The following is a 23,134-nucleotide window of genomic DNA, read 5'->3' as shown; positions in this document are numbered from 1 at the left end:
TAAAAATGTAGATATATATGATTTTTTTTTATTAAACATTAACAGATAATTATATTAAACAAATGAATAAGAGGAGTAATCTAAATGAAATCTGAAGAAGTACAACAAATTTGGGAACGACTCATAGTAAAAGTTACTGATATGGCAAGAAGTATGAAGGAAAGATCTCCTCATCGTGCGGATAAGACCGGTATTTATGATTCAATGCCGACCTAGTGGTGGACATCCGGCTTTTGGCCGGGAATGTTGTGGATTTTATTTGATATGACGCAGGAAACCTACTTTAAGGAGGAGGCATGGAAATGGGATACAGAGATCGAGAAGTGGCTGCATGAGGGAGAATTAGGTGAGCTGCATCACGATGTGGGTTTTCAATTTCTTCCGACTGCCGTAATCAAATACATGCTTACCGGGGATCGAGAAGGTAAACGAATTGGTCTTGCTGCTGCAAATTTTATGGCAGGGCGTTATAATCCGGTTGGACAATTTATTCGTGCCTGGAATGATGGAACTTGGGAGAAGGATAATACAACCGGATGGGCTATTATTGATTGCTCCTTAAATTTATCGCTTCTCTTCTGGGCCGCAAAGGAAACAGCGGATCCTAGATTTAAACATATAGCAGTTGCACATGCAGACACCGTATTGCAGCACTTTATCCGTCCAGACGGATCCGTTAATCATATTGTAAGCTTTGATCCTGAGTCGGGGGCGTTTATTGAATCGCTTGGAGGACAAGGCTATAGTCCACAATCTTCCTGGAGTAGAGGGCAAGCATGGGCTCTTTATGGAATGGCTAATACGTATCGCTATACAAAAGAAAAGAGATTTCTAGATGCCGCAAAACGAGTTGCCCATTACTTTATTGCCTGCCTACCGGAGGATGGAGTGCCTTATTGGGATTTTCGTACAAAAAGTCTTGCGGATGAGCCAAGAGATTCATCTGCAGGAGCTATTGCTGCTTCAGGCTTACTCGAAATCGCTCAGTTAACTGAATCAGCGGAATCGAGAGTATATCAGAACGCGGCTGGGCGAATCCTTGATTCGCTGACTAAAAAATGCGGGACTTGGGATATACCTGGACACGAGGGGATACTACTGAACGCGACAGGGCATAAGCCTGCAAATCAAAATATCGATATTTCGTTGATATACGGAGATTATTTTTATGTTGAAGCCATGGCAAAGTTAAATGGCTGGCGTCATCGGATTTTTTAAATTAGGTTGGGCAGGCGGGAGATCCCTCTGCCTTTTATTTCTTAATCTGTACATAAGGTTCGGAAGCACTTAAAATGATGGTATTCATTCTTAATTAAGAGGGTCATTTACATGAAGAGAATATTTTATCAGCGACGAAGTGTTGCCCTTACATGGCTCATCTCTTACTTGACAGTTCTACTGCTGCCAATATTGTGCAGTATCTTTGTTTATTTAATTTCTAATCGTACCTTAGAGACCCAAATTGAAACAGCGAACCAATCACTTCTTAGTCAAGTGCAGGAGGTTTCGGATAATTATTTTAATGCAATGGAGCGTCTTAATCTTGAATTGACTTGGAATGTAAATATGCAGAACCTGCTGAATTCAAGTAATTACGAGATACATCCAGAGGAGTTCAACGTTGATGCCTATTTTATATCTAAAGAAATGGAGAACTACAAGACAGCATACAGTTTTGTGGATCAGTTTTATAGTTATTTAAAGGACTATAACAAGGTGATTGCACCATCTCGTATTTATGATGGAAAATACGCTTACGAAATTTATTACTCGGATAAGATGCCATTTTTTGAGCAATGGTTCGAGACAGTAAATATGAATAACTTGCGAAGCTTTATGCCGATGGTGCGCAGAGATGAAAATGGTAAGATGCAAAAAACAGTTGCTTATGTTAGTTCCTTTACATTCGGCAACACGAATTCTCCAGCGACAAATGTGATTATGATGGATCAGAAGCACGTTTTGGGCGCGATCTCGAATGTGGAATTATTCAGCAAAGGACATGTGTTAATTTTAAATGATCAGAATGAGATTATTGTCTCCAATTCAAATACCAATGAGGATGTAGTGGGTGTGCTTGACATACCAAAAAAATCTTTGAATGCTACATCCAGTGTTGCTTTCTTTGAACTAGAAGGTATTCGTTATCAAGTTCTATATATGAAGTCCCAGCGATCAGGTCTTATGTACGTATCAATGGTGCCAAGCAACCTTTATTGGGAAAAAGCTAAATTGGTTCGTAACTTTATTATTGCAAGTTGCACAGTAAGCTTGCTATTTTTTGTTCGAAGGAATTACAATCCTATCAATCGTCTCGTACAAACGTTATCAGGAAGAGCTGAAAGTGGATACGGGGCATGGGTTAACGAATTTCAATACATTCAACAAGCTTTCGACCAGTCACAGACCAAGATGGATTCAATGGAATTACAGATGGAGCGGCAGAACCAGATGCTGCGGAATCATTTTTTAGTAAGGTTATTAAAGGGTAGGCTAGATGGTAACGTCCCGGTAGAAGAATCCATGGCTGCTTTTCAAATACGCATCTCCACGCAGAACTTCGCTGTCATTCTGATATATGTTGAAAATGTGGAAGAGTTTTACGATAAATACGAGAAGATAGATTCTGTAAGAAAGCATATGTTGCTAAATTTTATTATTACTAACGTATTTGAAGAGATTGCTGCTCAGTTTAATGATGGATATGTCTTAGAAATTGATGACGGACTTGCGCTTTTAATTAATTTCCGTGAGACTTCTGCAAAGGAGCAGGCATCCGAACTAGAGCGAATCGCAAGAGATGCCCAACGTTTCCTTGCAGAAAAATATGCCATTCATTTGACACTTTCGATTAGTAGGGTTCACAACCAATTAGAAAGCATTCCGCAAGCATACCAGGATGCTATGGATGCCATGGAGTACAAGCTTGTAATGGGTAGCAAGGAGATTTTGTTATATGAGTCCGTTCATCAGGAGCCAAATCAGTTGGGATATAACTATCCACTCCAAATTGAACAGCAATTAATTAATTTCTTAAAACTTGGTGAATTTGAGAAGGCAAAAGAAACGCTGGATGAAATTATACAGAACAACTTTGAATTATCTGTGGTATCTGTTGATTTAGCGCGCTGCTTAATCTTGAATTTAGCAAGTACAATGATCAAGGCCGTTAGTGAAACGGGCAGCCTAAGTGAAAGCTTTTTGGTCCGGAATCCAAAGCAAATCAAGCAGCTTATGGCTTGTGAAACAATCCACGAGATTCGTGAAGAGATGACTTTGTTTATGAAGGAGGTTTGCGATCACAACGCTGTCTTGCGCCAGCGTCAATTGCAGGCGAACCGTCAGAAAGCCATGGACGGACGTATTGGGCTGGTGAATGATTTCATTCTTGCGAATTATAACGATCCGAACTTAAACATTTCGTTAATAGGCCAACACTTTGATATGAAGCCGACTTATCTATCAAAATTATTTAAAGATCATACTGGAGAAGGGCTGCTCGAATTTATTAATAAGACACGAATTGATAATGCTAAGAAGTTAATATATGAGACGGACAAGAATATGAGTGATGTTGCGGGGAGTGTAGGATTTAATGATGTAACGGTATTTATTCGTACATTTAAAAAGTACGAAGGCATTACGCCAGGGAAATATAAAGAGATGGCTTCGGAATTAGAAAAATAAACGAGTAAATTGTATATTTTACAAATGAACAATAAGAAACAAGAGATTCAATTGGCAACATTGCCAAGGGAGTCTCTTTTTTGTCAATCGTTTTGGATGTTTATTGAATTGCATGGGGGTAACAACTGTTATAGGGTAGTAGTAGGAGGTCGGTCAACTCGAGAGGCTGGCGCTCATATATACCGGCTAATAACCGGAACATCTCAGGAGGTCGTAAATCATGAAAAAAAGTTTCGTATCCGTTATAGCGACAACTTTGGTGCTGAGTAGTTTTGTTGTTGGCTGTTCATCATCCAAGTCTAATTCGTCTGATAAAGCAGGAGGTACTTCAACTTCGAGTCCAGAAGCAAGCCAAACCACAACATATCCAATTAAAACGGATAAAAAGCTTTCTTACTGGGCAACTCTTCAAGGTAACATCGTTGGCGTCAAGTCATCCTTAGATGAAGTTCCTTTTTTCCAAGAGTGGCCAAAGAAAACCGGGGTACCTCTGGTGTATACTACAGCAGCTAATAATGCTAGCGATCGTCAGTTTAATGTTATGTTGGCATCTGGGGATTTACCCGATATGATCGAATATAACTGGACAAATGGTTACCCAGGCGGGCCAGAAAAAGCAATCAAAGATGGCTATATTTTAAAGTTAAATGACTTGATTGATAAATATGCACCTAATTTGAAGAAGTATTTAAAAGAGCATCCGGAAGTCGATAAAATGGTGAAGACAGACAATGGAAGCTACTATGTATTCCCATTTATTCGTGGCGACAATTATCTTCAAGTTTACCATGGACCAATTGTCCGCAAAGATTGGCTGGATGAACTAGGATTACCCGTACCAACGACAATTGACGAATGGTACACAACACTGAAAGCGTTCAAGGATAAAAAAGGAGCGGCTGCGCCAATCGCATTAGTTGGACAACCGAATCCGCTAAATGACACCGCAACAGGCGACTTCGTAGGTGCCTTCGGTGTGACGAAAGGATTCTATCTCGATAATGGGAAAATTAAGTTCGGTCCTATGGAGCAAGGCTTCAAAGACTTTTTAGCAACCTTCCGGAAATGGTATACAGAGGGCCTGATTGATAAAAACATGGCAACAACGGATGTGAAGGCCATTGATGCTAACTTCGCAAACGGATCGACGGGGGCGACAGTCGGTAATGCTGGGGGCGGAATTGGTCGTTGGCAGCCAATAGTAGAAGCTAAATATCCAAAAGCAGTTCTGGTTGGAACTCCATATCCAACTTTGAAGAAGGGCGACATGCCTCAGTTCGGACAACTGGATGTGCCGTTTACCCCTGCAGGTTCTGTTGCTATCTCAGCTAAGTCCAAAAATGCTGAGCTCGCTGTTAAAATGCTGGACTATGGCTATAGTGAAGAAGGAAGAATGTTCTTTAACTTCGGAACTGAGAATACGAGCTACAAAATGGATAATGGCTATCCTCGCTATACGGACCTTGTTATGAAGAACCCGGATAAATTGGCAGTAGCTCAAGCAATGTCGCTTTATACCCGTGGTAATTATACCGGACCGTTTATTCAAGATAAAAGATATGCTGAACAATTTTTTGCTCTTCAAACACAACGTGATGCTGTTACAGTTTGGCAGAAGACGGATATGGCTAAACATCAACTGCCACCAATTACGCCAACACCTGAAGAAAGCTCTGAGTTTGCAAAAATCATGAATGACACAAACACACTTGTCAATGAGATGATCTTAAAAATTATTCTGGGTGCGGAGCCTGTTGATAGTTTCGATAAATTTGTAGAGAAAATGAAATCGATGAAAATCGATCGTGCACTGGAAATTCAACAAGCGGCATTAGATAGATACAATAAACGCTAATTATCAACAATTTTCTTGGGGGGCCTTAGCTCCCCTTATTTTCTAATAGTAGGAGATGGAGAGATGACCAGAATTGCAGCTACAACTAAGGCAATTCCAATAAATGATCACCCTCGCAGCAAAAATGGGCTTGGCGCGAATATTATGCGTGACTTCGCTATAAACAAATACCTATATTTGATGATGCTGCCGGTTATTGCCTACTACGTAATTTTCCATTACGCGCCTCTATATGGCACATTATTGGCATTTAAAGATTATTCACCCGCTAAAGGTATTGCCGGAAGTGAGTGGATAGGTCTAGCTAATTTTAAAGATTTTTTTACTTCATTTTATTTTTGGAGAATTCTTAAAAATACCGTCATTATTAGTTTGTATACTTTGATCTTCGAATTTCCTGCTCCAATCTTACTCGCCCTACTGCTCAATGAGGTCCGGAGTAAGTACTTTAAACGTGTTGCTCAAACCGTTACCTATATGCCTTATTTCATCTCACTTGTTGTAATCTGTGGCATGATTGTTAGCTTCACTAACGCAGACGGAGTCATCAATAATGTATTCACATATTTGGGTTATGATGGACAAGCGATGCTGCAAAAGGCTGGTTTATTTCGTCCAATCTATGTATTATCTGAAATTTGGCAAAGAATTGGTTGGGAATCGATTATATATATGGCAGCTTTAACTGGTATTGATCAAGAACAATATGAGGCTGCACGGATGGATGGTGCAAGCCGATTTAAGATGATTACCCATATTACAGTGCCAGGCATTATGCCGACGATATCGATTATGTTCATCTTAAGAATCGGTAATATGTTGAATGTAGGATTCGAAAAAATCATCCTGTTGTATAACTCGTTAACTTACGAAACGGCAGATGTGATTGCGTCATTCGTTTACCGAAAAGGGTTACTTGAATTTAACTGGAGCTACAGCACCGCGGTGGGGATATTCAATTCTATTGTCAACCTGGCATTGCTGATAATTGCGAATCGAATTACACGCAAAATTAGCGAAAGTAGTCTTTGGTAGGGAGGCATCATGTTCATGGATAAAAATTATGGCATATCAGAAAAGTCGCTTGATATTTTTGTATACGCGGTATTATCCCTTCTTATATTAGTTACTCTGTATCCACTGCTATATGTTGCATTTGCATCAGTGAGTGAAGCAAGCAAGCTTGTTGCACATCGTGGCTTTCTGTATACGCCACTCGGGTTTAGTTTGGAAGCTTACAAAGGTGTATTCAAAAATCCGGGCATTCTAAGAGGTTACCAAAACACTTTTTTTATTCTCATTTTTGGGGTCACTTTAAATCTATTTTTGACCGGGCTCGGTGCATATGTACTCTCACGAAAAAATGTTTTTTGGAACAAAATGTTTATGATTGTAATTGTTTTGACGATGTTTTTTAACGGCGGGTTAATTCCCCTTTATTTAGTGGTCAAAGGCGTTGGTCTCATTGATTCATTATGGTCAGTCATCTTCCCTTTTGCGATCAGCACGTTTAATCTGATTATTATGAGAACTGCTTTTCAGTCCATTCCAGATAGTCTGGAAGAATCCGCCAAAATTGACGGTGCAAATCATTTCACCATATTCTTTCGAATCATCGTACCGTTATCAATGCCCGTTATCGCGGTAATGATTCTCTATTATACTGTAGACAAATGGAACGGATGGTTTTATGCTTCCATTTTTCTTAAAGATACTAAACTATATCCTCTGCAGCTCGTGCTGCGCGAGATTCTAATTGCCAATTCGACGGAGAGTATGGCGTCAGCTGCTTCCAATCAAGATAAATTTCAGATTGGCGAAACAATAAAGTATGCAACCATTATGGTTGCCACGGTACCCGTTCTGTGCGTGTATCCATTTGTACAAAAATATTTTGTAAAGGGTGCAATGGTTGGATCTCTTAAGGGGTAGGAAGGAATGCGCCATGATAAGTCTATATAAACTTTACTCAGAGTCGAACTTAGACGATTATTTGTTATCCCAGACAAAGTATCGTCCCTTTCCCGACGTTAGTCAAAGAAGAGAGTGGGAAAAACTAAATGATAACATTCGAAAATCTGTCATTGCTGAAGGTGAGAAATACTTAAATTTTAACTGGCCTTCTTTAACTGCATCAATGTATATGGAATTTTCACATAATGGCAACCGCACAAGGTACGACAATCCTTATCACGCGAGAAGGAGAGCTGTTACTAGTCTTGCTCTTGCTGAATGTGTGGAGAATGTGGGACGTTTTATCAAAGATCTTATCGATGGTGTGTGGTTGATAAGTGAAGAATCGAATTGGGTCATTTCAGCTCACAACAAAATGTCACAGGAAAAGCATCCTAATTTACCAGATATCTTAAACCAGCCTGGGATCGACTTGTTTGCGGCCGAAACAGGAAATTTGTTATCATGGGTACATTATTTGTTACGTTCTGTATTGGATGAAATCAATCCTCTGATTGCTGAAAGGATCCGTTACGAAGTGCATCGACGAATCCTTGAACCATACTTAGAGCGTGTAGATTTTTGGTGGATGGGGTTACGAGATGAAGATCAACATCTAAATAATTGGACGCCTTGGTGCACCTCCAATTGTTTAAGTGTTGTTTTGCTAATGGAGGAAGATACGGATCGCAGACGGATTGCAGTACGTAAAGCGTTGCTAGGTATCGATCGGTATGTGGGTAACCAACCAACAGATGGCGGATGTGATGAGGGGCCAGGATATTGGAACAAAGCGGGGGCTTCACTATTTGATTGTTTGGAAATGCTATACGAAGCAACAAATGGAAAATTCAACGTATATAATGAATCATGGATTCATCAAGTAGGGCAGTATATTTATAAAGCATATATTAATGATAGATATTTTCTTAACTTTGCAGATGGATTTCATCAGATTTTTGTAGAAGCAGATTTGGTATATCGGTATGGAACTCGAATAGCAGATAACAATATGATCGCTCTAGGCATAGAGGCCAACCGTATGTTTGGTAGTGAAGGCTGGAAAAACATGAAATTCTTATCTTTTTTGCGCGTATTACCAGCTCTTTTTAATTACCGGCGAATCGAGAATGATAGAAAGCTATTAACATTCAGTAAATCGATATGGATGGAACAAATCCAAGTTATGGCGGCACGCGAGACAGGCAAATCAAATCAAGGGTTGTACCTCGCCATGAAAGGCGGGCACAACAACGAAAGACATAATCATAATGATGTTGGACACTTTGTCGTTTATGCAGATGGGAATCCTTTTCTAATTGATGTTGGAGTGGAAGAGTATACCGCGAAAACCTTTAGTTCTGATCGATATGAGATCTGGACAATGCAATCTGGCTATCATAGCTTACCGACAATCAATGAATGCATGCAACAGGATGGAAGCAACTTCCGTGCCTTATATCTTCACTATGAGGAAAGTGACGAAAAAACAGGACTAATGCTTGAGTTAGCGGGAACTTATCCGGAGGAAGCCGGCATAATCTCATGGACGCGCAGCTGCCGAATGGTGCGATGGCCGAAAGCTATGGTGGAGTTAGAGGAGCACTACATATTTTCAAGTGAGGCGGAGAACCAGTTTACTCTGAACTTCATGACTTGCTACGAACCCGTGATTGTGGTCGAAGGAACAATAAATTTGCTAGGAAATCAAAAAACTGTGTTATCCATGAATTATGCCGGTGATCAATTTACTGCCGAAATAGAGACGATTGTGCTTGAGGACAATAAACTAAGTAATGCTTGGGGAAAATGTCTTTACAGGGTTGTTCTTAAGCCGATTACTCTCAACCGGTCAGGAAGTCATACCATTCGGTTTTGGCAGTTATAACTTTACCAGGAACTCTATTGTGCAATAACCGAATTATTGTGCTTACCAAGATCAATAATACAATTTAACGAATCGCGCTTCCCATCCTGCGAAATGTATCGCGCAGGACTTTAGGGTTTAGCGCGTTTTTTACTAAAGAAACGGAGAAATAAAAACTCAAGAGGTAATACTTTAAGGGAGAGGAAGTTAATTGAATTCGTGTGATAAATGATTAAACTATTGGTGAACGATAGTCTTGCTGCGAATCCGTGAGCAATTAGACGAAATTTCAGCCAATGTTGACGAGCATTACGGAAAGGGAGAGAGAATCACTGGGCATCTCGAATGTTCACCCAAGGCTTGTACTCAAATACGGCAGTAAATACGGGGTGACACTCACATCCTTTGCAGGGAGAGGTACCGTGGTATCGCTGCGATTGCTCTAGCCCCATACGGGTCGAAGTGAAGAAGATTGAAGAAGGAATGATAAGATCTGATCATCACGTGCAAGCCTGATTTCGCTATACTTATTCTATCAAGCAGGAGGAAAGGAAGCGCGCTATATGGAATCAACAGGCCTAACAACGCAAGTGGCTAACGTGTTACCACCGGCCAAGAAGAATAAGTGAAGAAGATGGATGTGCTGTATGCTTTGGGGGATACGTTCGACATCTTCTCATTGAACTCCACGCCGGCCTTCGCTCAGCGTGCTTCCAATGGAATGCTCGAGCCGCTCGATGAGTATCTCAAGAAAAAAGGGGTCAAGTACGAGGATCTCTATAAGGCGGAGCAGATTAAAATTGGCGGAAAACGATATTTGCTGCCTGGTAAGTTCGGCCACTGGTAGATTCTGTCAAACAAAGCGAAGTTCGATGCTGCCGGGCTTCCTGTACCTAAGAGCTGGACATGGGATGAATTCCGTTGAATATGCCAAGAAGCTTACCAAGGGTGAGGGACCATACAAGCAATACGGGACCTTCTTCCATACCTGGAAGGACTACCTGCTGTTGAAGAAATACAGCTCTCCAGTGAATCAGAATATTCTCACCGATGATGGGTCGAAGTTCGACGCGGACAACCCGCTCTTGAAGTCTTCCTTGGAGCTTCTTTACAACATGGAGCAAGTGAACCGCTAGGCTCATCCGTACATTGATGTCGTATCGCAGAAAATTCCTTACCACGATCAGTACTTCCAAGGGAAGGCAGCTATGCTTCCGACGGGTCCGTGGATGATCACCGAGGCAGGAGGCACGGACAAGATACCGGCTACATTCGTATCGGCCTTCGCTCCATGGCCGACTAATAATAAAGGCGAAGAGGTCAATTCCTTCGGAGGTGCCGACCCGCTGGTCATCTCCTCCAATTCCAAGCATAAGCAGGAAGCGTTTCCTGTCAACGTAGGGGAAGGGATTAACGGGCCAGCTCTCGGCATGGAAGAACGCGGATGTTGCGAAGGAGCTGGTGGAGATCATCAAGACGACGAAGTCGCCGGACAAAATCGACAAGGCTCTCTCATCCATGTACATAACGTATGGAAGCTCCCAAACCGGTTGTGCCTCCATCTTACAGCGGTGATGTCGAGAAAGCCTTCATTTCCCAAGAGGAGAATTACCTGCTAGGTGAAGCGAGACGCTGGATGCAACGATCGACGCCATCAAATCCAAAATCAGCAAGATCATCGAATCAAATAAAAAATAAGCGAATGCGAGGTACTGTTGGGGATTGCCCTTGTTAGGGCATCTCCTGCAGATTGCTCGTTGAGGGACGACGGGGTGGAAGATGACGATAGGAAAGGAGGCGATAGCACCAGCGAAGAACATAAGCTTGGTGAAGGCTGTTGAATTCATCCATTAAATGTAAGCGGATTCAAAGTCAAAATGCTTTAAACGCACCAAACTCATTTTATTTTATCGGAGGAATTCAGGATGAATGGAAAAGCATGGTCAAAGAAGCTCACCCGAGCTCTCGTAGCTTCGATTCTGGCGATCACACTGGCAGCACCCATAACCGGTGGCACGAAACAAGTAAGCGCAGCGCCTGCAGCCATCTCCGCTGCGGAGATGATGACCTTCATGGGCAGGGGGACCAATCTTGGAAATACCTTCGAAATGTTCACTCCCGGTGCTGCACAGCCTAGGGACTATGTGTCTGCCAAGTCGGTCATTGATGCGTTCATCGGGGCTGGCTACACGACGATTCGTATGCCGATTCGCTGGGAGGTGCCTAAGGACGTGGACGCGAACGGCAATCGGCTCTATCCCGACCGGATCACCTCCACCGGTACCATCATCCAGACCAGCCCTGATGTGGTGACCTACAAGAATCTGGTGAATTATATCCTTCATACCGTGAACCCTCAGCGGGCCAGCCAGGGCTTGAAGGAAATCGTCGTCATCGTGAATTCGCACCATGAAAATTGGTTCTATGATGATGCGACAGATCTGATCAACGGCTCCAGCTATACCGCGAATATCAACAAGCTGAAGACCATGTGGCAGGGCATTACTGATATGTTCGCCGATGCGCCGAGCACCCTTGTATTCGAGGTTCTCAACGAGCCCCATAACATCATGAACGGTAATACGAAGTGCGTCAGCGGCCAACAAAATTGTGCCTGCCCGGCACCTCAGAGTGAATTCGACGCGGAGGCGGCGAGAGAAAGCTTGGCCATCCAGACGGTTGTTGATATGAATAAACAGGTGTATAACACCATCCGCAGCTACACGAATAGCTCCGGTCAAGCTGTGCATGAGAAGCGTGTCATTATGTTCGGTGGTATTCACTACAATGCAGGCGAATTTCTGGCAAAGACCTACGCCTCGGCCTCTGACCTGCCGGATGGCTCAGGTACCGATAAGTATTTGATGGGAACGTACCACCTCTATCAATCTCTTACGAAAAAAACAAAAGCATTGGTTAACGGACAATGTGTTGTTCAAAGCTACGACAGCTATGATTGGAGAGCTGCAATTACCGATAAGATGCAGCAAGTATACGAGGAGTTCTCTCAGAAGTACAACATTCCAGTATTCCTCGGCGAATTCGGGCAAACCTACTGGTACGAATTGAAGGGTGTAGCGGGCTCTGGATTCTCTACGAACAAGAATGAGCCGATTGACCCGGAACGACAGGATCTGTACCGCTTCATCTCGGATGAGTCTGTCAAACGGAACATGGCTATAGCGGTATGGGACGATAATGGGGACTATACGGTATACAAGCGGTCTGCGGGAACCTTTAACAGCCTGCTGGATGATGTGTTCGGCGACGGTACGGTCTCTAAGGTCTGCCTCAACCCGTCCAACGATGCATCCATTCGCGGGGGCAGCAATGGGAACGGCAACTATGGCTCTGATTTGAAGCTTGAGGTAAAGAACGATCCGAACGCAGATTATGATCGAGAAATCTTCTTGAAGTTTCCTGTCGGAGAGCTGAACAAGAGCCTTATTACCAATGCGAAGCTAAGATTGTATGGTAAGAATGTCACCAGCAGCAGTGATGTGACACTGTCCGTATTCGGCGCTTACAGTAACTGGGGCGAGGGGACGATCACTTGGAACAACCAGCCTTATGTGAATCCTGCCGTGTTCGGCTCGTTTACTGTCAATGGAACAGAAAGATATTACGAGTTTGATGTAACGAATTATGTGAAATCTCAAGGTACTAGCGCTTCCGTTGCAATCAGGAAGCCAGTGACTGATGCCAATCGTGTCGAATTCCAAAGCAAGGAAAGTGCTTCACTTAGACCGCAGCTGATCATTACTCATTAATCTGCCTAAGCATTGAATCAATCATGATGCATAGCCTCCCGGAGCTAAGGATTTACTTGGCGAATGCCGGGGGGCTATACCTATGGAGATGGCCGTAAACACATTTGAACTAAAGGGATTACAGAATAGTGAATATACAGCGGTTAAGAAGGAAGTGGACGATATGGTCGCCGCGGGATATACCAATCTAAGAATTCCGATCAACTGGGGGAACAACTCCAGGTATCCGGGGCGAACGGATGCTAGCGGCAATGTGAATCCAAATGTTCCGGATATTCTAACGTACAAAAGTATCTTGGATTATATTGTTAACACAGTGAATCCTCAGCGTTAGGCTGAGGGAAAGCGTTCTATTATTGTAGTTGTCAATACGCATCATGAAGATTGGCTATGGGATGAGCAGGCGACGCGAATTTCAGAGCTACCCTACTACTTACGGCTTGGTAAGAGTGTTACCGCACCATTCATTATCTTGGAAAAGGCTAAATCGTCCACGGAGCTGGTATTAAGCGTAGCGGACCCTGACCTCCGAATGGGCCGGACTCCAACCTATGCTAACCGTGCAATTACCCCGTTTGAGGTAATTCCGAGCAAGATGCAGAAAATGGAGGTACGAATTAAGGGCAGATAGACTGGGCGGAGACGGAAGCTGAAGAGGTGAGAATACTTTCATACAATTAATTAGGAGACGGATATAACAATTGTACAGTTTGATGCTGTAGACGGAAAGACATTTGAAGTTGAGTTGCGCTCGTACTGAAATAAGGCTAAGGATAGCCCCAATCGAGGAATCCGGGGGGATGACCCAGATTCCTCGAAATGGTGCATCGGTTTGATGACCAGAGTTGAAGTTTCGGTGCTCATCTAATGATTGTGACAATGGGTTGTACTCAGACCAGAGTGAACAGTTTTTGTTGCTTTATTCCACCATTTAAACCCTTGTGTTTCTTCTGTCTCTCATAGCTAGGATGCACAGAGAGAAATTAGATTAAGACGTAAAATTATTTTTGAAAAATGTTGTTAGCATGAGCTATAAAAGTTTTTCGTTTTTATGGTAAGATCCAGTACTGCCGCTCTTTTTTGATTTTCAGAGGATCTTTCTCCCCCGGGGCTCAAACTAAATAAGATTGGAGAGGAAATTAGAAGATCTGATCATGCAAAAGTGAATTTATTCTGATACCTTAATAAGAGAAAACAATTATTCTTTGGGGGGAAACGGTATGAAGAAATGGATTAAATCTACCGCAGCCATGGTACTGACGGCTAGTATGTTTGCCGGATGCTCATCACCAGGAGCGATATCAACGCAGTCAGGCGGTAATTCTTCGTCAGCGCCGCAAGCGACGTCAGGGGCTGCAGATAAATTCAAAGAGAAGCTGAGCCTTAATCTGATGAGTATCACCTACGAAGGCGGAGGCTGGCCTGACAAACATCCGATGATTGACTTTTTGAATAAAAAGTTCAATGTCGATCTGAAATTCCAATGGGTTCCATCGGATACCTACAAGGAGAAGTTGGGTGTTCTTGCCGCCTCCAACTCATTTCCTGACGCTTTCTTTATCGACATGAACGATTTTCTAAAGTGGCGCGATAAAGGCGTGTTCTTGGATGTCAAGCCGCTGCTGGCCAATTATCCTAATCTCACCAAGGATATTAAGCCGGAAACGTTCGCTCTCGGCAATCCGAGCGGCAAAGCGTTGGGTGTTCCTCTCTACACGCCTGAAACTCGCGATACATTGGTTATCCGTAAGGATTGGCTCGATAAGCTGGGTCTCAAATACCCTACAAACACCGATGAGCTGTACAATGTGGCCAAGGCCTTTACCAAAAACGATCCGGACGGGAACGGCAAAGACGATACGATCGGCTTCTCGACCGCGATCACCGGGGGTACGAGCTTCAGCAGATTGGATTACCTGAAGTTTGCTTTTGGCCTCGCGAATGGCTGGAAAGAGGTTAACGGCGCCTTGGTTTCATGGCAAACACAGAACAAGGAATTGAAGGATTTCCTAGGCTATTTGCGTAAGGCCTATGCCGAAGGTATTCTGGATAAAGATTTTGCCGTCAATAAGGAAACCGATCCCAGCGTCAAGGCGGAAGCCAATAAATTGGGAATCCATCAGCTGGTGGCCACCGCGATTTACGCCGAAGGCTCCGCCGGCTCGGAGCTCAACGTCAAGAAGACGGCGCCGAATGCGCAGTGGATGACAGGTGCTCCTCCTAAAGGGCCGACCGGTCTCCAAGGCGTTGGAACGGGAGCCTCTTCAAGCAAGGTCGTCATCAATGCCAAGATTGACAAGAACAAGCAGGAACGAATCCTCGCCATTCTGGATTATTTGAGTACCGATGAAGGCGATATTTTGAACAAGAGCGGAGTAGAGGGAATTCATTACAAGAAAACTACAGACAATAAATACGAGAAGCTGGAGGCATTTGATAAAGACCGTCCTTTCATTGTGGGCTTCTGGTTTTTCCGCAAATCCAATCCGTTAACGACCTATCGGTTATGGGATGACCCGGCTTATGCGAAAAGGATCAATGGTATTTTTGAAGAAAATGCGAAGTATGCCAATCCTAATAAAGGAGTAGGCGTGTATTCGGAGACCGCGGCCAAATCCGGAAATTCCCTGGATCAAAAATTGATGAGCGAAATGGTCAAATACATCATCGGTGAGATCCCTGCGGAAGGGATCGATAAAGCGATTGACGATTGGAAGAAGAATGGCGGCGACAAGATTATAGAAGAAATGAACACGGCTTACAAAGCGATGAAATAATGAAGCCAGACGGTTCGGAATAAGCAAGGGATCACCAAGTGCAGCAAGGGCCGGGTGGTTCTTTTGCTTTTAGGCAAGACATGTTACAGTATATCTACGATTTGCTTAACGCATGGATGGATGAGGAGGAACGTTGAAATGTTTCAAGTACTGGTGGCCGAGGATGAGCTGTGGATTCGCGATGCCGTCGTCGAGATGGTCGAGAGCATGCATCCCCAATTCCATGTTGTTGGAGAGGCAAGCAACGGGGAAGAGGCCTGGAACTTTATCAATGAGCATTGGCCCAGCATTGTAATTACGGACATTATGATGCCCAAAAAAACAGGACTGTGGCTCATCGAACAAATTTATGAATTGAATTTACCTGTTGTTGTGATTGTTGTAAGCGGTTACGACAATTTTCAGTATGCAAAGCAGGCGATGCGCTACGGTATCACGGAATATTTGCTGAAACCGGTGGATGAAGTCGAGCTTCAAAGCGCTTTGAATCGCTCGACCAAACGGCTTGAGCAGATGACAGAACTGCATGAGGGGTATTTGACCATTCAATCTTTTATTGAACAGCTGCCGGAAATGAGCCCCAAAACGCTGTCTCAGCAGATTAATTCGTTGTTGACTCTCATTCTAAAGCAGAGGGCGGTATCACCCAGCAAGGTCAAGAGTCTATTGACTATCCTCAGTATGAAGCTCAATGAACTGTTTCAAGCGATGATTCCGGAGTTCGCCCCGACCCCTCTCACGGAGGAGGACGAGCAGGGGATCCGCAAGCACTTTACGGGGTTATTGGATATGTGGCTGATCGCATCTCCTAAATACGAAGCCCAGCAGTATAAAAACTCGATTAAACAAGTATGCGACTATATCGATTCGCATTATTATGAGAATTTTACGCTCGCCCGTCTCGCGGACATGTCGCATATGAGCGTTTCCTACTTCAGCTTGCTGTTTAAGAAAACAACCGGACAAACCTTTTTGAATTATCTTAATGAAGTTCGTCTGCAGAAAGCCAAGGAGCTGCTGCAGGAGCCGGATTTGAAAATTTACGAGATCGCGGATATGGTAGGCTACACCTCGCTGCCTTATTTCAATCGGATATTCAAACAAATCATCACGATTACCCCCGTGGAGTATAGAAAGCGTCTAGGATTATGAAGACAGCCATCGGCTATATCTCCCGATGGAAAATTTCGATCAAGGTGAAGATGGTTCTTGCTTTTCTCGCGGTGAGTGTACTCTCCGTGTTGATGGTAGGCGGGTTCTCCAATTATATCTACAGCGATGCGGTAGAGAAAGAGTTCTACAGCATTTCCAACGAAGCCACCGTTCGCTTGAATTATCATCTGGATTATTACTATCGGCAGCTGCAGCAGTCGACGCATTCGTTGATTTCGAGCGAGCGTATCCAGAATTGGCTGACCAGTCCTAATTATACCAATGAGGATATTCAGAACGTGGAGAAGGAGCTTAGGAGCTACCTTGCGCTCAATTATTCCGAAACGCAGGGGATGTTTCTGATCTCCAGATCCCAACCGGTCGTATCGATGGCTCAATCGTTCGCCAAGCTGGACCATTTGATGAACGAGCCGTGGTACAGCATGCCGTTATCCGGTAATTTGGAAATCCTGCCTACGCATATTGCCAAATATCAAATTGCCAATGGAAGACCCGTGGTTTCCATCTTTTTGCCGATTTTTGATAAGAGCACATTGGATCTAATCGGAAGGCTGGTAGTGGACGTCTCCTTGCAGGAAATCAAGCGCTCTTTCCAAAGCTCCAGACTGGGCAGCACAGGAACTTTTTTTATCGTGTCCCAGCAAAATACTATCGTGTACCACCCCAATGAGGAGTGGGATGGACTTCCGATGGCGCAGACGCCGCTTTCTTCCTTGCGGATACCGGACGATCAGTCGGCCGCCAAGCAGCGGTATCAGGGCAAGAATTATTTAGTAGCCAGCTCCCGTTCCGCGGTTACCGGCTGGCGAATCGTTTCCATGGTGCCCTTCGATGAAGTGGCGGTTGGCCTTAGCGCGGCGCGAATTTCGATGTTAGTCGTGCTGCTTCTTATCACCATGCTCGTGCTTATCGTCGTTCCTTTGGTGACGAATCGTTTCATCAAGCCGATTCTGACCTTGCGCAGCTTGATGAGGCAGGTGGGACAGGGAGATCTTACTGTGCAGACAGAATCGGTTACCGGTCAAGATGAAATCCAGCAGCTGTCTCACAGCTTCAACCAGATGGTTAAGCGGCTGGATCAATTGATTATTACCAATACGGGACTTCAGCTCAAGGAAATGAAGGCGCAGCTTATGCAGAAGGAGGCGTTCATCAAGGCGCTGCAGAATCAGATCAATCCCCACCTGCTCTATAACACGCTAGGCATCATTAAAGGGATGGCTTATTTGGAGAAGGTTCCCGTCATCGAGCGGATGGCGCGTAATTTAGCGGATGTGTACCGGTATACGACCAAGTTTACGGAGATGGAGGTTAGGCTGGAGGAAGAGCTTGGCCATTTGACTAAATACCTTGAAATTATACACACCCGATTTCCGAAGCATTTTCAGAGCCAATGTTTTTTCAATGAGAAGTTTTTACAGCTTCGGGTCGTTAAATTTATACTGCAGCCGATCGTGGAGAACGCGGTGAAGTATGCCATTGAACCCAGAGGCGGAGAAGGCGCGGTTATCGTCAGCGCTTATGACGAGGGTCCGGATCTCATCATCGAGATAGCGGATAACGGGCCGGGGATTGAAGAGGAGGTCTTGCTGCGAATCCGCGAGCAATTGGACGAAATTTCAGCCAATGTTGACGAGCATTACGGAAAGGGAGAATCACTGGGCATCTCGAATGTTCACGCCCGGCTTGTACTCAAATACGGCAGTAAATACGGCGTGACACTCACATCCTTTGCCGGGAGAGGTACCGTGGTATCGCTGCGATTGCCTCTAGCCCCATTCGGGTCGAAGTGAAGAAGATTGAAGAAGGAATGATAAGATCTGATCATCACGTGCGAGCCTGATTTCGCTATACTTATCCTATCAAGCAGGAGGAAAGGAAGCGCTCTATATGGAATCAACAGGCTTAACAACGCAAGTGGCTAACGTGTTACCGCCGGCCAAGACGACTAAGTTGTCGAGCTGGCAAAGAGGAATTCCGCTCTATTTCATGATTTTGCCAGGGTTTTTGTTTTTTTCGATTTTTAAATACATTCCGATGGCAGGGGTCCTTCTTGCCTTTAAGGATTATGATCCGTTCATAGGACTTTGGGGCAGCAAATGGGTAGGACTAGAGCACTTTCAAAGACTGTTCACCTCCGCCGATTTCCTCACTCTCATGTGGAATACACTCGCGCTCAGCGCGGTCAACTTGTTTTTCTTTTTCCCGGCGCCGATCATTTTGGCAATTTTGCTCAATGAAATCCGGCTGGCCTGGTTTCGAAAAAGCATCCAGACGATTGTGTACATTCCCCACTTTCTATCTTGGGTTATTGTCATCAGTGTTACTTTTATCTTGTTTGCTACGCAGGAAGGCGGCGTGAACAAACTGCTTGTCGACTGGGGCTTTCCCCGTTTCGAGCTGCTGACTAGTCCCGACTACTTCCGGCCGCTTTATTTGTCCCAAAATATTTGGAAGGAGACGGGCTGGAACGCGGTGATCTTCTTCGCTGCGCTGGCCTCCATCGATCCGACCTTATATGAAGCGTCCGTTGTGGACGGAGCCTCCCGGATGAGGCAATTATGGCACATTACGCTGCCTGCCTTGAAGCAGATCATTATTATTCTGTTTATTCTCCGCGTGGGCTACGTGATGAATACCGGCTTCGAGCATATCCTACTTATGCAAAATCCACTGAACCTCGGTGTAGCGGATGTATTTGATACCTATGTGTACCGGGAAGGGATTCTGCAGGGACAGTTCAGCTTTACGACCGCTGTTGGTCTTTTCAAGTCGGTCATAGGATTGGCCTTAATTGTGGTGGCGAATTGGGTTGCCAAAAAGCTGGGCGAGGAGGGCGTTTATTGAGATGAATACGTACAATTTTCGGGGGAAAGCCCCATTCTATCTGGCCTTCGTCTATGCCCTGCTCATTCTTATTTTATGTATCGAGGTTTTCCCGGTTCTCTATATCATTATGATGTCTCTTGCCAGCAAACAGGAAATCGTCACTCGGGGATTTTTTCTGATTCCCAGAGAATGGAGCTTAAACGCCTATGCTTATCTGATCGACAACTCCAACTTTATGCAGGCTTTTCGCAGCTCCTTGACGATCACCTCTGTAGGGACGGTCTTCAGTATGGCGATGACGACTCTCATGGCGTATGGTTTGTCCAAGCCCTGGCTGAAGGGCCGAACGGCGCTGAATTTCATGGTGCTGTTCACCATGCTGTTCAGCGGCGGCATCATCCCTTTGTATTTGCTCGTGATGAACCTGCATTTATTAAACAGCTATTGGTCCTTGTTTCTGACCGGAGCGATTATCCCGTTTAATCTGATTGTGATCCGCAGCTTCTTTCAGGGCTTCCCCACCGAGGTGGAGGAATCTGCCCGGATCGACGGATGCTCCGAGCTCGGACTGTTATGGCGTATTGTGTTGCCGCTGTCCCTGCCAGTCATTGCCACGTTCTCCCTCTTCTATGCGGTGGATTATTGGAACACCTACTTTAATGCGATCTTGTACTTAAGTGACGGGTCCAAGCTGCCGCTGCAAGTGTTCCTGCGGCAGATGATGAACGTGTCGGACGGAAGTCAGGTAGCGACGGAAAGCGGGATCGAATTTAGTCCGGCCGTCCGGATGGCGGCGGTTATTTTTACAGCGGTTCCGCTGCTTATTGTTTATCCTTTTTTACAGAAGTATTTTAATCAAGGGGCGCTGCTGGGCTCCGTGAAGGGGTGAGCCTTTACCAATGAAAACTATTAATGTCGGGATAATCGGCAGCGGATTTTCCGCAGCCTGGCATGTGGAGGCCTACCGCAAGGTGACCGGCCTGAACGTATGCATTAAAGCCATTGCGGGCGGCAGACGGGAGCGGGCGGAGGCTTTCGCCGGTAAGCATCATATTCCCGTTGTGTACAACGATTACAAGGAGCTGCTGGCCGACCCGGAGATCGACGTCGTCGACTTGTGTATTCCGAACGTCATGCACGCCGGTGTGGCTATTGAGGCGGCGCAGGCCGGGAAGCATATTATTTGCGAAAAGCCGATGACCGGCTACTTTGGCTCTCCCGGATCGGCAGCGGACGGTCCTATCTTCGCCAAGGAGGCGCTGACGCAGGCGCTTAGCTCGGCGGACGAGATCCTGCAGGCTGTCAAGGATAACCAGGTTAAATTCATGTACGCCGAGAACTGGATTTACGCTCCCTCTGTGACCAAGGCAAAACGGCTGCTGCAGGCCGGCGACAGCTCGATCCTGGATATCCGTGCCGAGGAGAGCCACAGCGGCTCTCACGCGGCGGCGTCGAAGCGCTGGGAAACCGCCGGCGGCGGCTCCCTGATGATTCTCGGCTCCCATCCGATTGCGGCGGCAATTCATCTCAAAAACTATGAGGGCCGTTTGAAATACGGCGAGCCGATCCGTGTTCAATCGGTTGTTGCAGATATGACGCCCATGTCGAAAAGCTCCGCGTATCAGGCGGTAAAGGAGCATTGGATGGTGACGGATTGGGTCAATGTGGAAACGTGGGCCAGCGTCATTCTCACGTTTACCGACGGGACCAAGGCGGTTATTTTGGCCTCATTCGCCGTATTGGGCGGCACCCGCAACGTCATGGATATCTATACCTCCAACTCCGTCATCAAATGCAATATGACGCCGAATGACGGGGTTATGGTCTATGCGCCAAGCCCCGATGTCTTCGCAAAGGAGTACATAGCCGAGAAGCTTGAAACCAAAGCGGGCTGGAACTTCGCCTCCTCCGATGAGGATTGGGTTCGGGGCTATAATCAGGAAATGCAGGACTTTATGGAATGTATCGCTGAGGATCGGCCGCCTGTGTCCGACGGGCAGCTGGCCCGGGATGTGCTGGAAGTGATTTACTCCGCGTACCTGTCGTATGAGACGGGGCGTAGGATTGACATTATACAGAACAGAGAGGGGATCGAACAATGACTCAAGCAGAGATTAACGAGCTTTCACTCGCTCAGGTGTACAAGCAGATTCCCACCAAGCACTATTTGGAAAAACAGCCCAGAGGGGAGTATTATACAGGGGACTATAAACTGGGTGTGAACCTGTACAGCTTCAGCCATAATTTGTTCTCCTGGCTTAAGGGCGGCGGCCCTGTCCCTCCGGCGGATACGTTGTCCCTCATCCGATTCTGCAAGGAAATCGGCTGTGACTGCGTGGATATTACCAGCTATTTCATTCCTGGCTACGAGAACTTTACCATGCCCTCCAAGCCGGACCAGGAAATTTACGCTTATGCCGAAAGCATTAGAAAGCTAAGCGAGGAGCTGGGCATCGAAATCAGCGGTACGGGAGTCAAGAACGACTTTGCCGACCCCGACGCGGAAAGACGCGCCCTCGACGTGAAGCGCATCAAATATTGGATCGACGTCGCTGCTGCGATGGGGGCCCCCGTGATGCGCGTATTTAACGGCGAGATCCCTAAAGATATTTTAACGACCGATTGGGAAACGATCGCTAAGGAACGTATCGTTCCCGCCCTAATGGAATGTGCGGACTACGGCGCCAGCAAAGGGATCCGCATCGGCATGCAAAATCATGCGGATATCACTTCGACGGCGGATCAGGTCATTCGCATTCTGGAATGGGCCAATCACCCGAACCTTGGTGTCGTGAACGATACCGGCTGCTACAAAACGTTCGGCGCTAAAACCGGCGATGGTTATGCTTGGTACGATGACATTGAGGCGGTGCTCCCGTACACCTATAACTTCCAAATCAAGAGGTTGCCCGCCGGTCTGAATACGGAAGCCTTGACGGAACTGGATGAGCTGTTTACTCGAATCCGGTACAGCAATTACAGAGGGTACGTTCCACTCGAGACGATCTGGTCGAACTCGGACCCTCTTCATCCGGGGAAGCTTTCGGAGCCTCCTTACGAGCAGGTTCGCGTGTTTTTTGATGAGATTAAAGAGGCCATGCTGCGTACGATGGTGCAGAACTAGCCGCTGGCGTGCAAAAGGGATATTCCAGAACCAATGATATTTGGCTCTGGAATATCCTCTTTTAATAATGGCCTAGTTTTCATCCTTTTGAGCAATTGC

The 23,134-nt window shown here is 45.4% G+C and carries 17 protein-coding genes and 1 pseudogene; all 18 read left to right on the top strand.

The genetic code is table 11. The features are described from left to right. The first annotated feature begins 84 nt into the window (after positions 1–84). Positions 85–1,218 (top strand): annotated as a pseudogene (locus MJB10_RS18185) (glycoside hydrolase family 88 protein). 111 nt (positions 1,219–1,329) lie between these two features. Continuing rightward, entirely contained in the window at positions 1,330–3,687 is a 2,358-nt protein-coding gene (locus tag MJB10_RS18180; RefSeq protein WP_314796962.1) for a helix-turn-helix domain-containing protein, read from the top strand. Positions 3,688–3,907: 220 nt separating this feature from the next. Then, on the top strand, positions 3,908–5,542 hold the full coding sequence (locus tag MJB10_RS18175; RefSeq protein WP_314796960.1) for a type 2 periplasmic-binding domain-containing protein: 1,635 nt from the start codon (positions 3,908–3,910) through the stop codon (positions 5,540–5,542). Positions 5,543–5,686: 144 nt separating this feature from the next. Further along, the gene (locus MJB10_RS18170; protein ID WP_314805715.1) at positions 5,687–6,577 is read left to right on the top strand and encodes an ABC transporter permease; all 891 of its coding nucleotides are present in this window, start codon (positions 5,687–5,689) and stop codon (positions 6,575–6,577) included. A gap of 15 nt (positions 6,578–6,592) precedes the next feature. Then, a complete protein-coding gene (locus MJB10_RS18165) occupies positions 6,593–7,474 on the top strand; it encodes a carbohydrate ABC transporter permease (protein WP_314796958.1) in 882 nt (293 codons plus the stop codon). Positions 7,475–7,487: 13 nt separating this feature from the next. After that, positions 7,488–9,383: a heparinase II/III family protein gene (locus MJB10_RS18160; protein WP_314796957.1), complete on the top strand. Its 1,896-nt coding sequence runs from the start codon at positions 7,488–7,490 to the stop codon at positions 9,381–9,383. A gap of 604 nt (positions 9,384–9,987) precedes the next feature. Continuing rightward, positions 9,988–10,209 carry a hypothetical protein gene (locus MJB10_RS18155; protein ID WP_314796955.1) on the top strand — a complete coding sequence of 74 codons (222 nt, stop codon included), beginning with the start codon at positions 9,988–9,990 and terminating at the stop codon, positions 10,207–10,209. A gap of 64 nt (positions 10,210–10,273) precedes the next feature. Next, a complete protein-coding gene (locus MJB10_RS18150; protein ID WP_314796953.1) occupies positions 10,274–10,498 on the top strand; it encodes a hypothetical protein in 225 nt (74 codons plus the stop codon). Between the two features lie 12 nt (positions 10,499–10,510). Beyond that, positions 10,511–10,981 (top strand): extracellular solute-binding protein, encoded by a 471-nt coding sequence (locus MJB10_RS18145; protein ID WP_397386642.1) that lies wholly within the window; start codon positions 10,511–10,513, stop codon positions 10,979–10,981. Between the two features lie 306 nt (positions 10,982–11,287). After that, complete coding sequence (locus MJB10_RS18140; RefSeq protein WP_314796949.1) at positions 11,288–13,132, top strand: CBM96 family carbohydrate-binding protein; 1,845 nt, start codon at positions 11,288–11,290, stop codon at positions 13,130–13,132. 82 nt (positions 13,133–13,214) lie between these two features. Further along, positions 13,215–13,466 (top strand): hypothetical protein, encoded by a 252-nt coding sequence (locus MJB10_RS18135; RefSeq protein ID WP_314796947.1) that lies wholly within the window; start codon positions 13,215–13,217, stop codon positions 13,464–13,466. Positions 13,467–14,352: 886 nt separating this feature from the next. Beyond that, complete coding sequence (locus tag MJB10_RS18130) at positions 14,353–15,909, top strand: type 2 periplasmic-binding domain-containing protein (RefSeq protein WP_314796945.1); 1,557 nt, start codon at positions 14,353–14,355, stop codon at positions 15,907–15,909. Between the two features lie 138 nt (positions 15,910–16,047). Beyond that, positions 16,048–17,061, top strand: coding sequence for a response regulator transcription factor (locus tag MJB10_RS18125; RefSeq protein WP_314796943.1), 1,014 nt, complete (start codon positions 16,048–16,050; stop codon positions 17,059–17,061). After that, positions 17,058–18,875, top strand: coding sequence for a sensor histidine kinase (locus MJB10_RS18120; RefSeq protein WP_314796942.1), 1,818 nt, complete (start codon positions 17,058–17,060; stop codon positions 18,873–18,875). Before MJB10_RS18125 ends, MJB10_RS18120 begins: the two co-directional genes overlap by 4 nt. Positions 18,876–18,972: 97 nt before the next feature. Next, a complete protein-coding gene (locus tag MJB10_RS18115; RefSeq protein ID WP_314796940.1) occupies positions 18,973–19,929 on the top strand; it encodes an ABC transporter permease in 957 nt (318 codons plus the stop codon). A 1-nt stretch (position 19,930) separates the two neighbouring features. Continuing rightward, positions 19,931–20,800 carry a carbohydrate ABC transporter permease gene (locus MJB10_RS18110; protein WP_314796938.1) on the top strand — a complete coding sequence of 290 codons (870 nt, stop codon included), beginning with the start codon at positions 19,931–19,933 and terminating at the stop codon, positions 20,798–20,800. Between the two features lie 10 nt (positions 20,801–20,810). After that, on the top strand, positions 20,811–22,013 hold the full coding sequence (locus MJB10_RS18105) for a Gfo/Idh/MocA family protein (protein WP_314796936.1): 1,203 nt from the start codon (positions 20,811–20,813) through the stop codon (positions 22,011–22,013). Continuing rightward, positions 22,010–23,035, top strand: coding sequence for a sugar phosphate isomerase/epimerase family protein (locus MJB10_RS18100; RefSeq protein WP_314796935.1), 1,026 nt, complete (start codon positions 22,010–22,012; stop codon positions 23,033–23,035). Before MJB10_RS18105 ends, MJB10_RS18100 begins: the two co-directional genes overlap by 4 nt. The last annotated feature ends 99 nt before the right edge of the window (positions 23,036–23,134 follow it).

It is taken from the genome of Paenibacillus sp. MBLB1832, assembly GCF_032271945.1.
GTDB classification, from domain to species: Bacteria; Bacillota; Bacilli; order Paenibacillales; family NBRC-103111; genus Paenibacillus_E; species Paenibacillus_E roseopurpureus.
This window is presented reverse-complemented; position numbering and strand designations above follow the sequence as displayed.

What these genes read in the sequence shown, in the direction of transcription:
- MJB10_RS18140 (WP_314796949.1), top strand. Translation starts at nt 11,288, where the DNA reads ATGAATGGAAAAGCATGGTCAAAGAAGCTCACCCGAGCTCTCGTAGCT.
- MJB10_RS18120 (WP_314796942.1), top strand. Translation starts at nt 17,058, where the DNA reads ATGAAGACAGCCATCGGCTATATCTCCCGATGGAAAATTTCGATCAAG.
- MJB10_RS18110 (WP_314796938.1), top strand. Translation starts at nt 19,931, where the DNA reads ATGAATACGTACAATTTTCGGGGGAAAGCCCCATTCTATCTGGCCTTC.
- MJB10_RS18180 (WP_314796962.1), top strand. Translation starts at nt 1,330, where the DNA reads ATGAAGAGAATATTTTATCAGCGACGAAGTGTTGCCCTTACATGGCTC.
- MJB10_RS18115 (WP_314796940.1), top strand. Translation starts at nt 18,973, where the DNA reads ATGGAATCAACAGGCTTAACAACGCAAGTGGCTAACGTGTTACCGCCG.
- MJB10_RS18170 (WP_314805715.1), top strand. Translation starts at nt 5,687, where the DNA reads ATGCGTGACTTCGCTATAAACAAATACCTATATTTGATGATGCTGCCG.
- MJB10_RS18100 (WP_314796935.1), top strand. Translation starts at nt 22,010, where the DNA reads ATGACTCAAGCAGAGATTAACGAGCTTTCACTCGCTCAGGTGTACAAG.
- MJB10_RS18175 (WP_314796960.1), top strand. Translation starts at nt 3,908, where the DNA reads ATGAAAAAAAGTTTCGTATCCGTTATAGCGACAACTTTGGTGCTGAGT.
- MJB10_RS18160 (WP_314796957.1), top strand. Translation starts at nt 7,488, where the DNA reads ATGATAAGTCTATATAAACTTTACTCAGAGTCGAACTTAGACGATTAT.
- MJB10_RS18105 (WP_314796936.1), top strand. Translation starts at nt 20,811, where the DNA reads ATGAAAACTATTAATGTCGGGATAATCGGCAGCGGATTTTCCGCAGCC.
- MJB10_RS18125 (WP_314796943.1), top strand. Translation starts at nt 16,048, where the DNA reads ATGTTTCAAGTACTGGTGGCCGAGGATGAGCTGTGGATTCGCGATGCC.
- MJB10_RS18135 (WP_314796947.1), top strand. Translation starts at nt 13,215, where the DNA reads ATGGAGATGGCCGTAAACACATTTGAACTAAAGGGATTACAGAATAGT.
- MJB10_RS18165 (WP_314796958.1), top strand. Translation starts at nt 6,593, where the DNA reads ATGGATAAAAATTATGGCATATCAGAAAAGTCGCTTGATATTTTTGTA.
- MJB10_RS18150 (WP_314796953.1), top strand. Translation starts at nt 10,274, where the DNA reads ATGAATTCCGTTGAATATGCCAAGAAGCTTACCAAGGGTGAGGGACCA.
- MJB10_RS18130 (WP_314796945.1), top strand. Translation starts at nt 14,353, where the DNA reads ATGAAGAAATGGATTAAATCTACCGCAGCCATGGTACTGACGGCTAGT.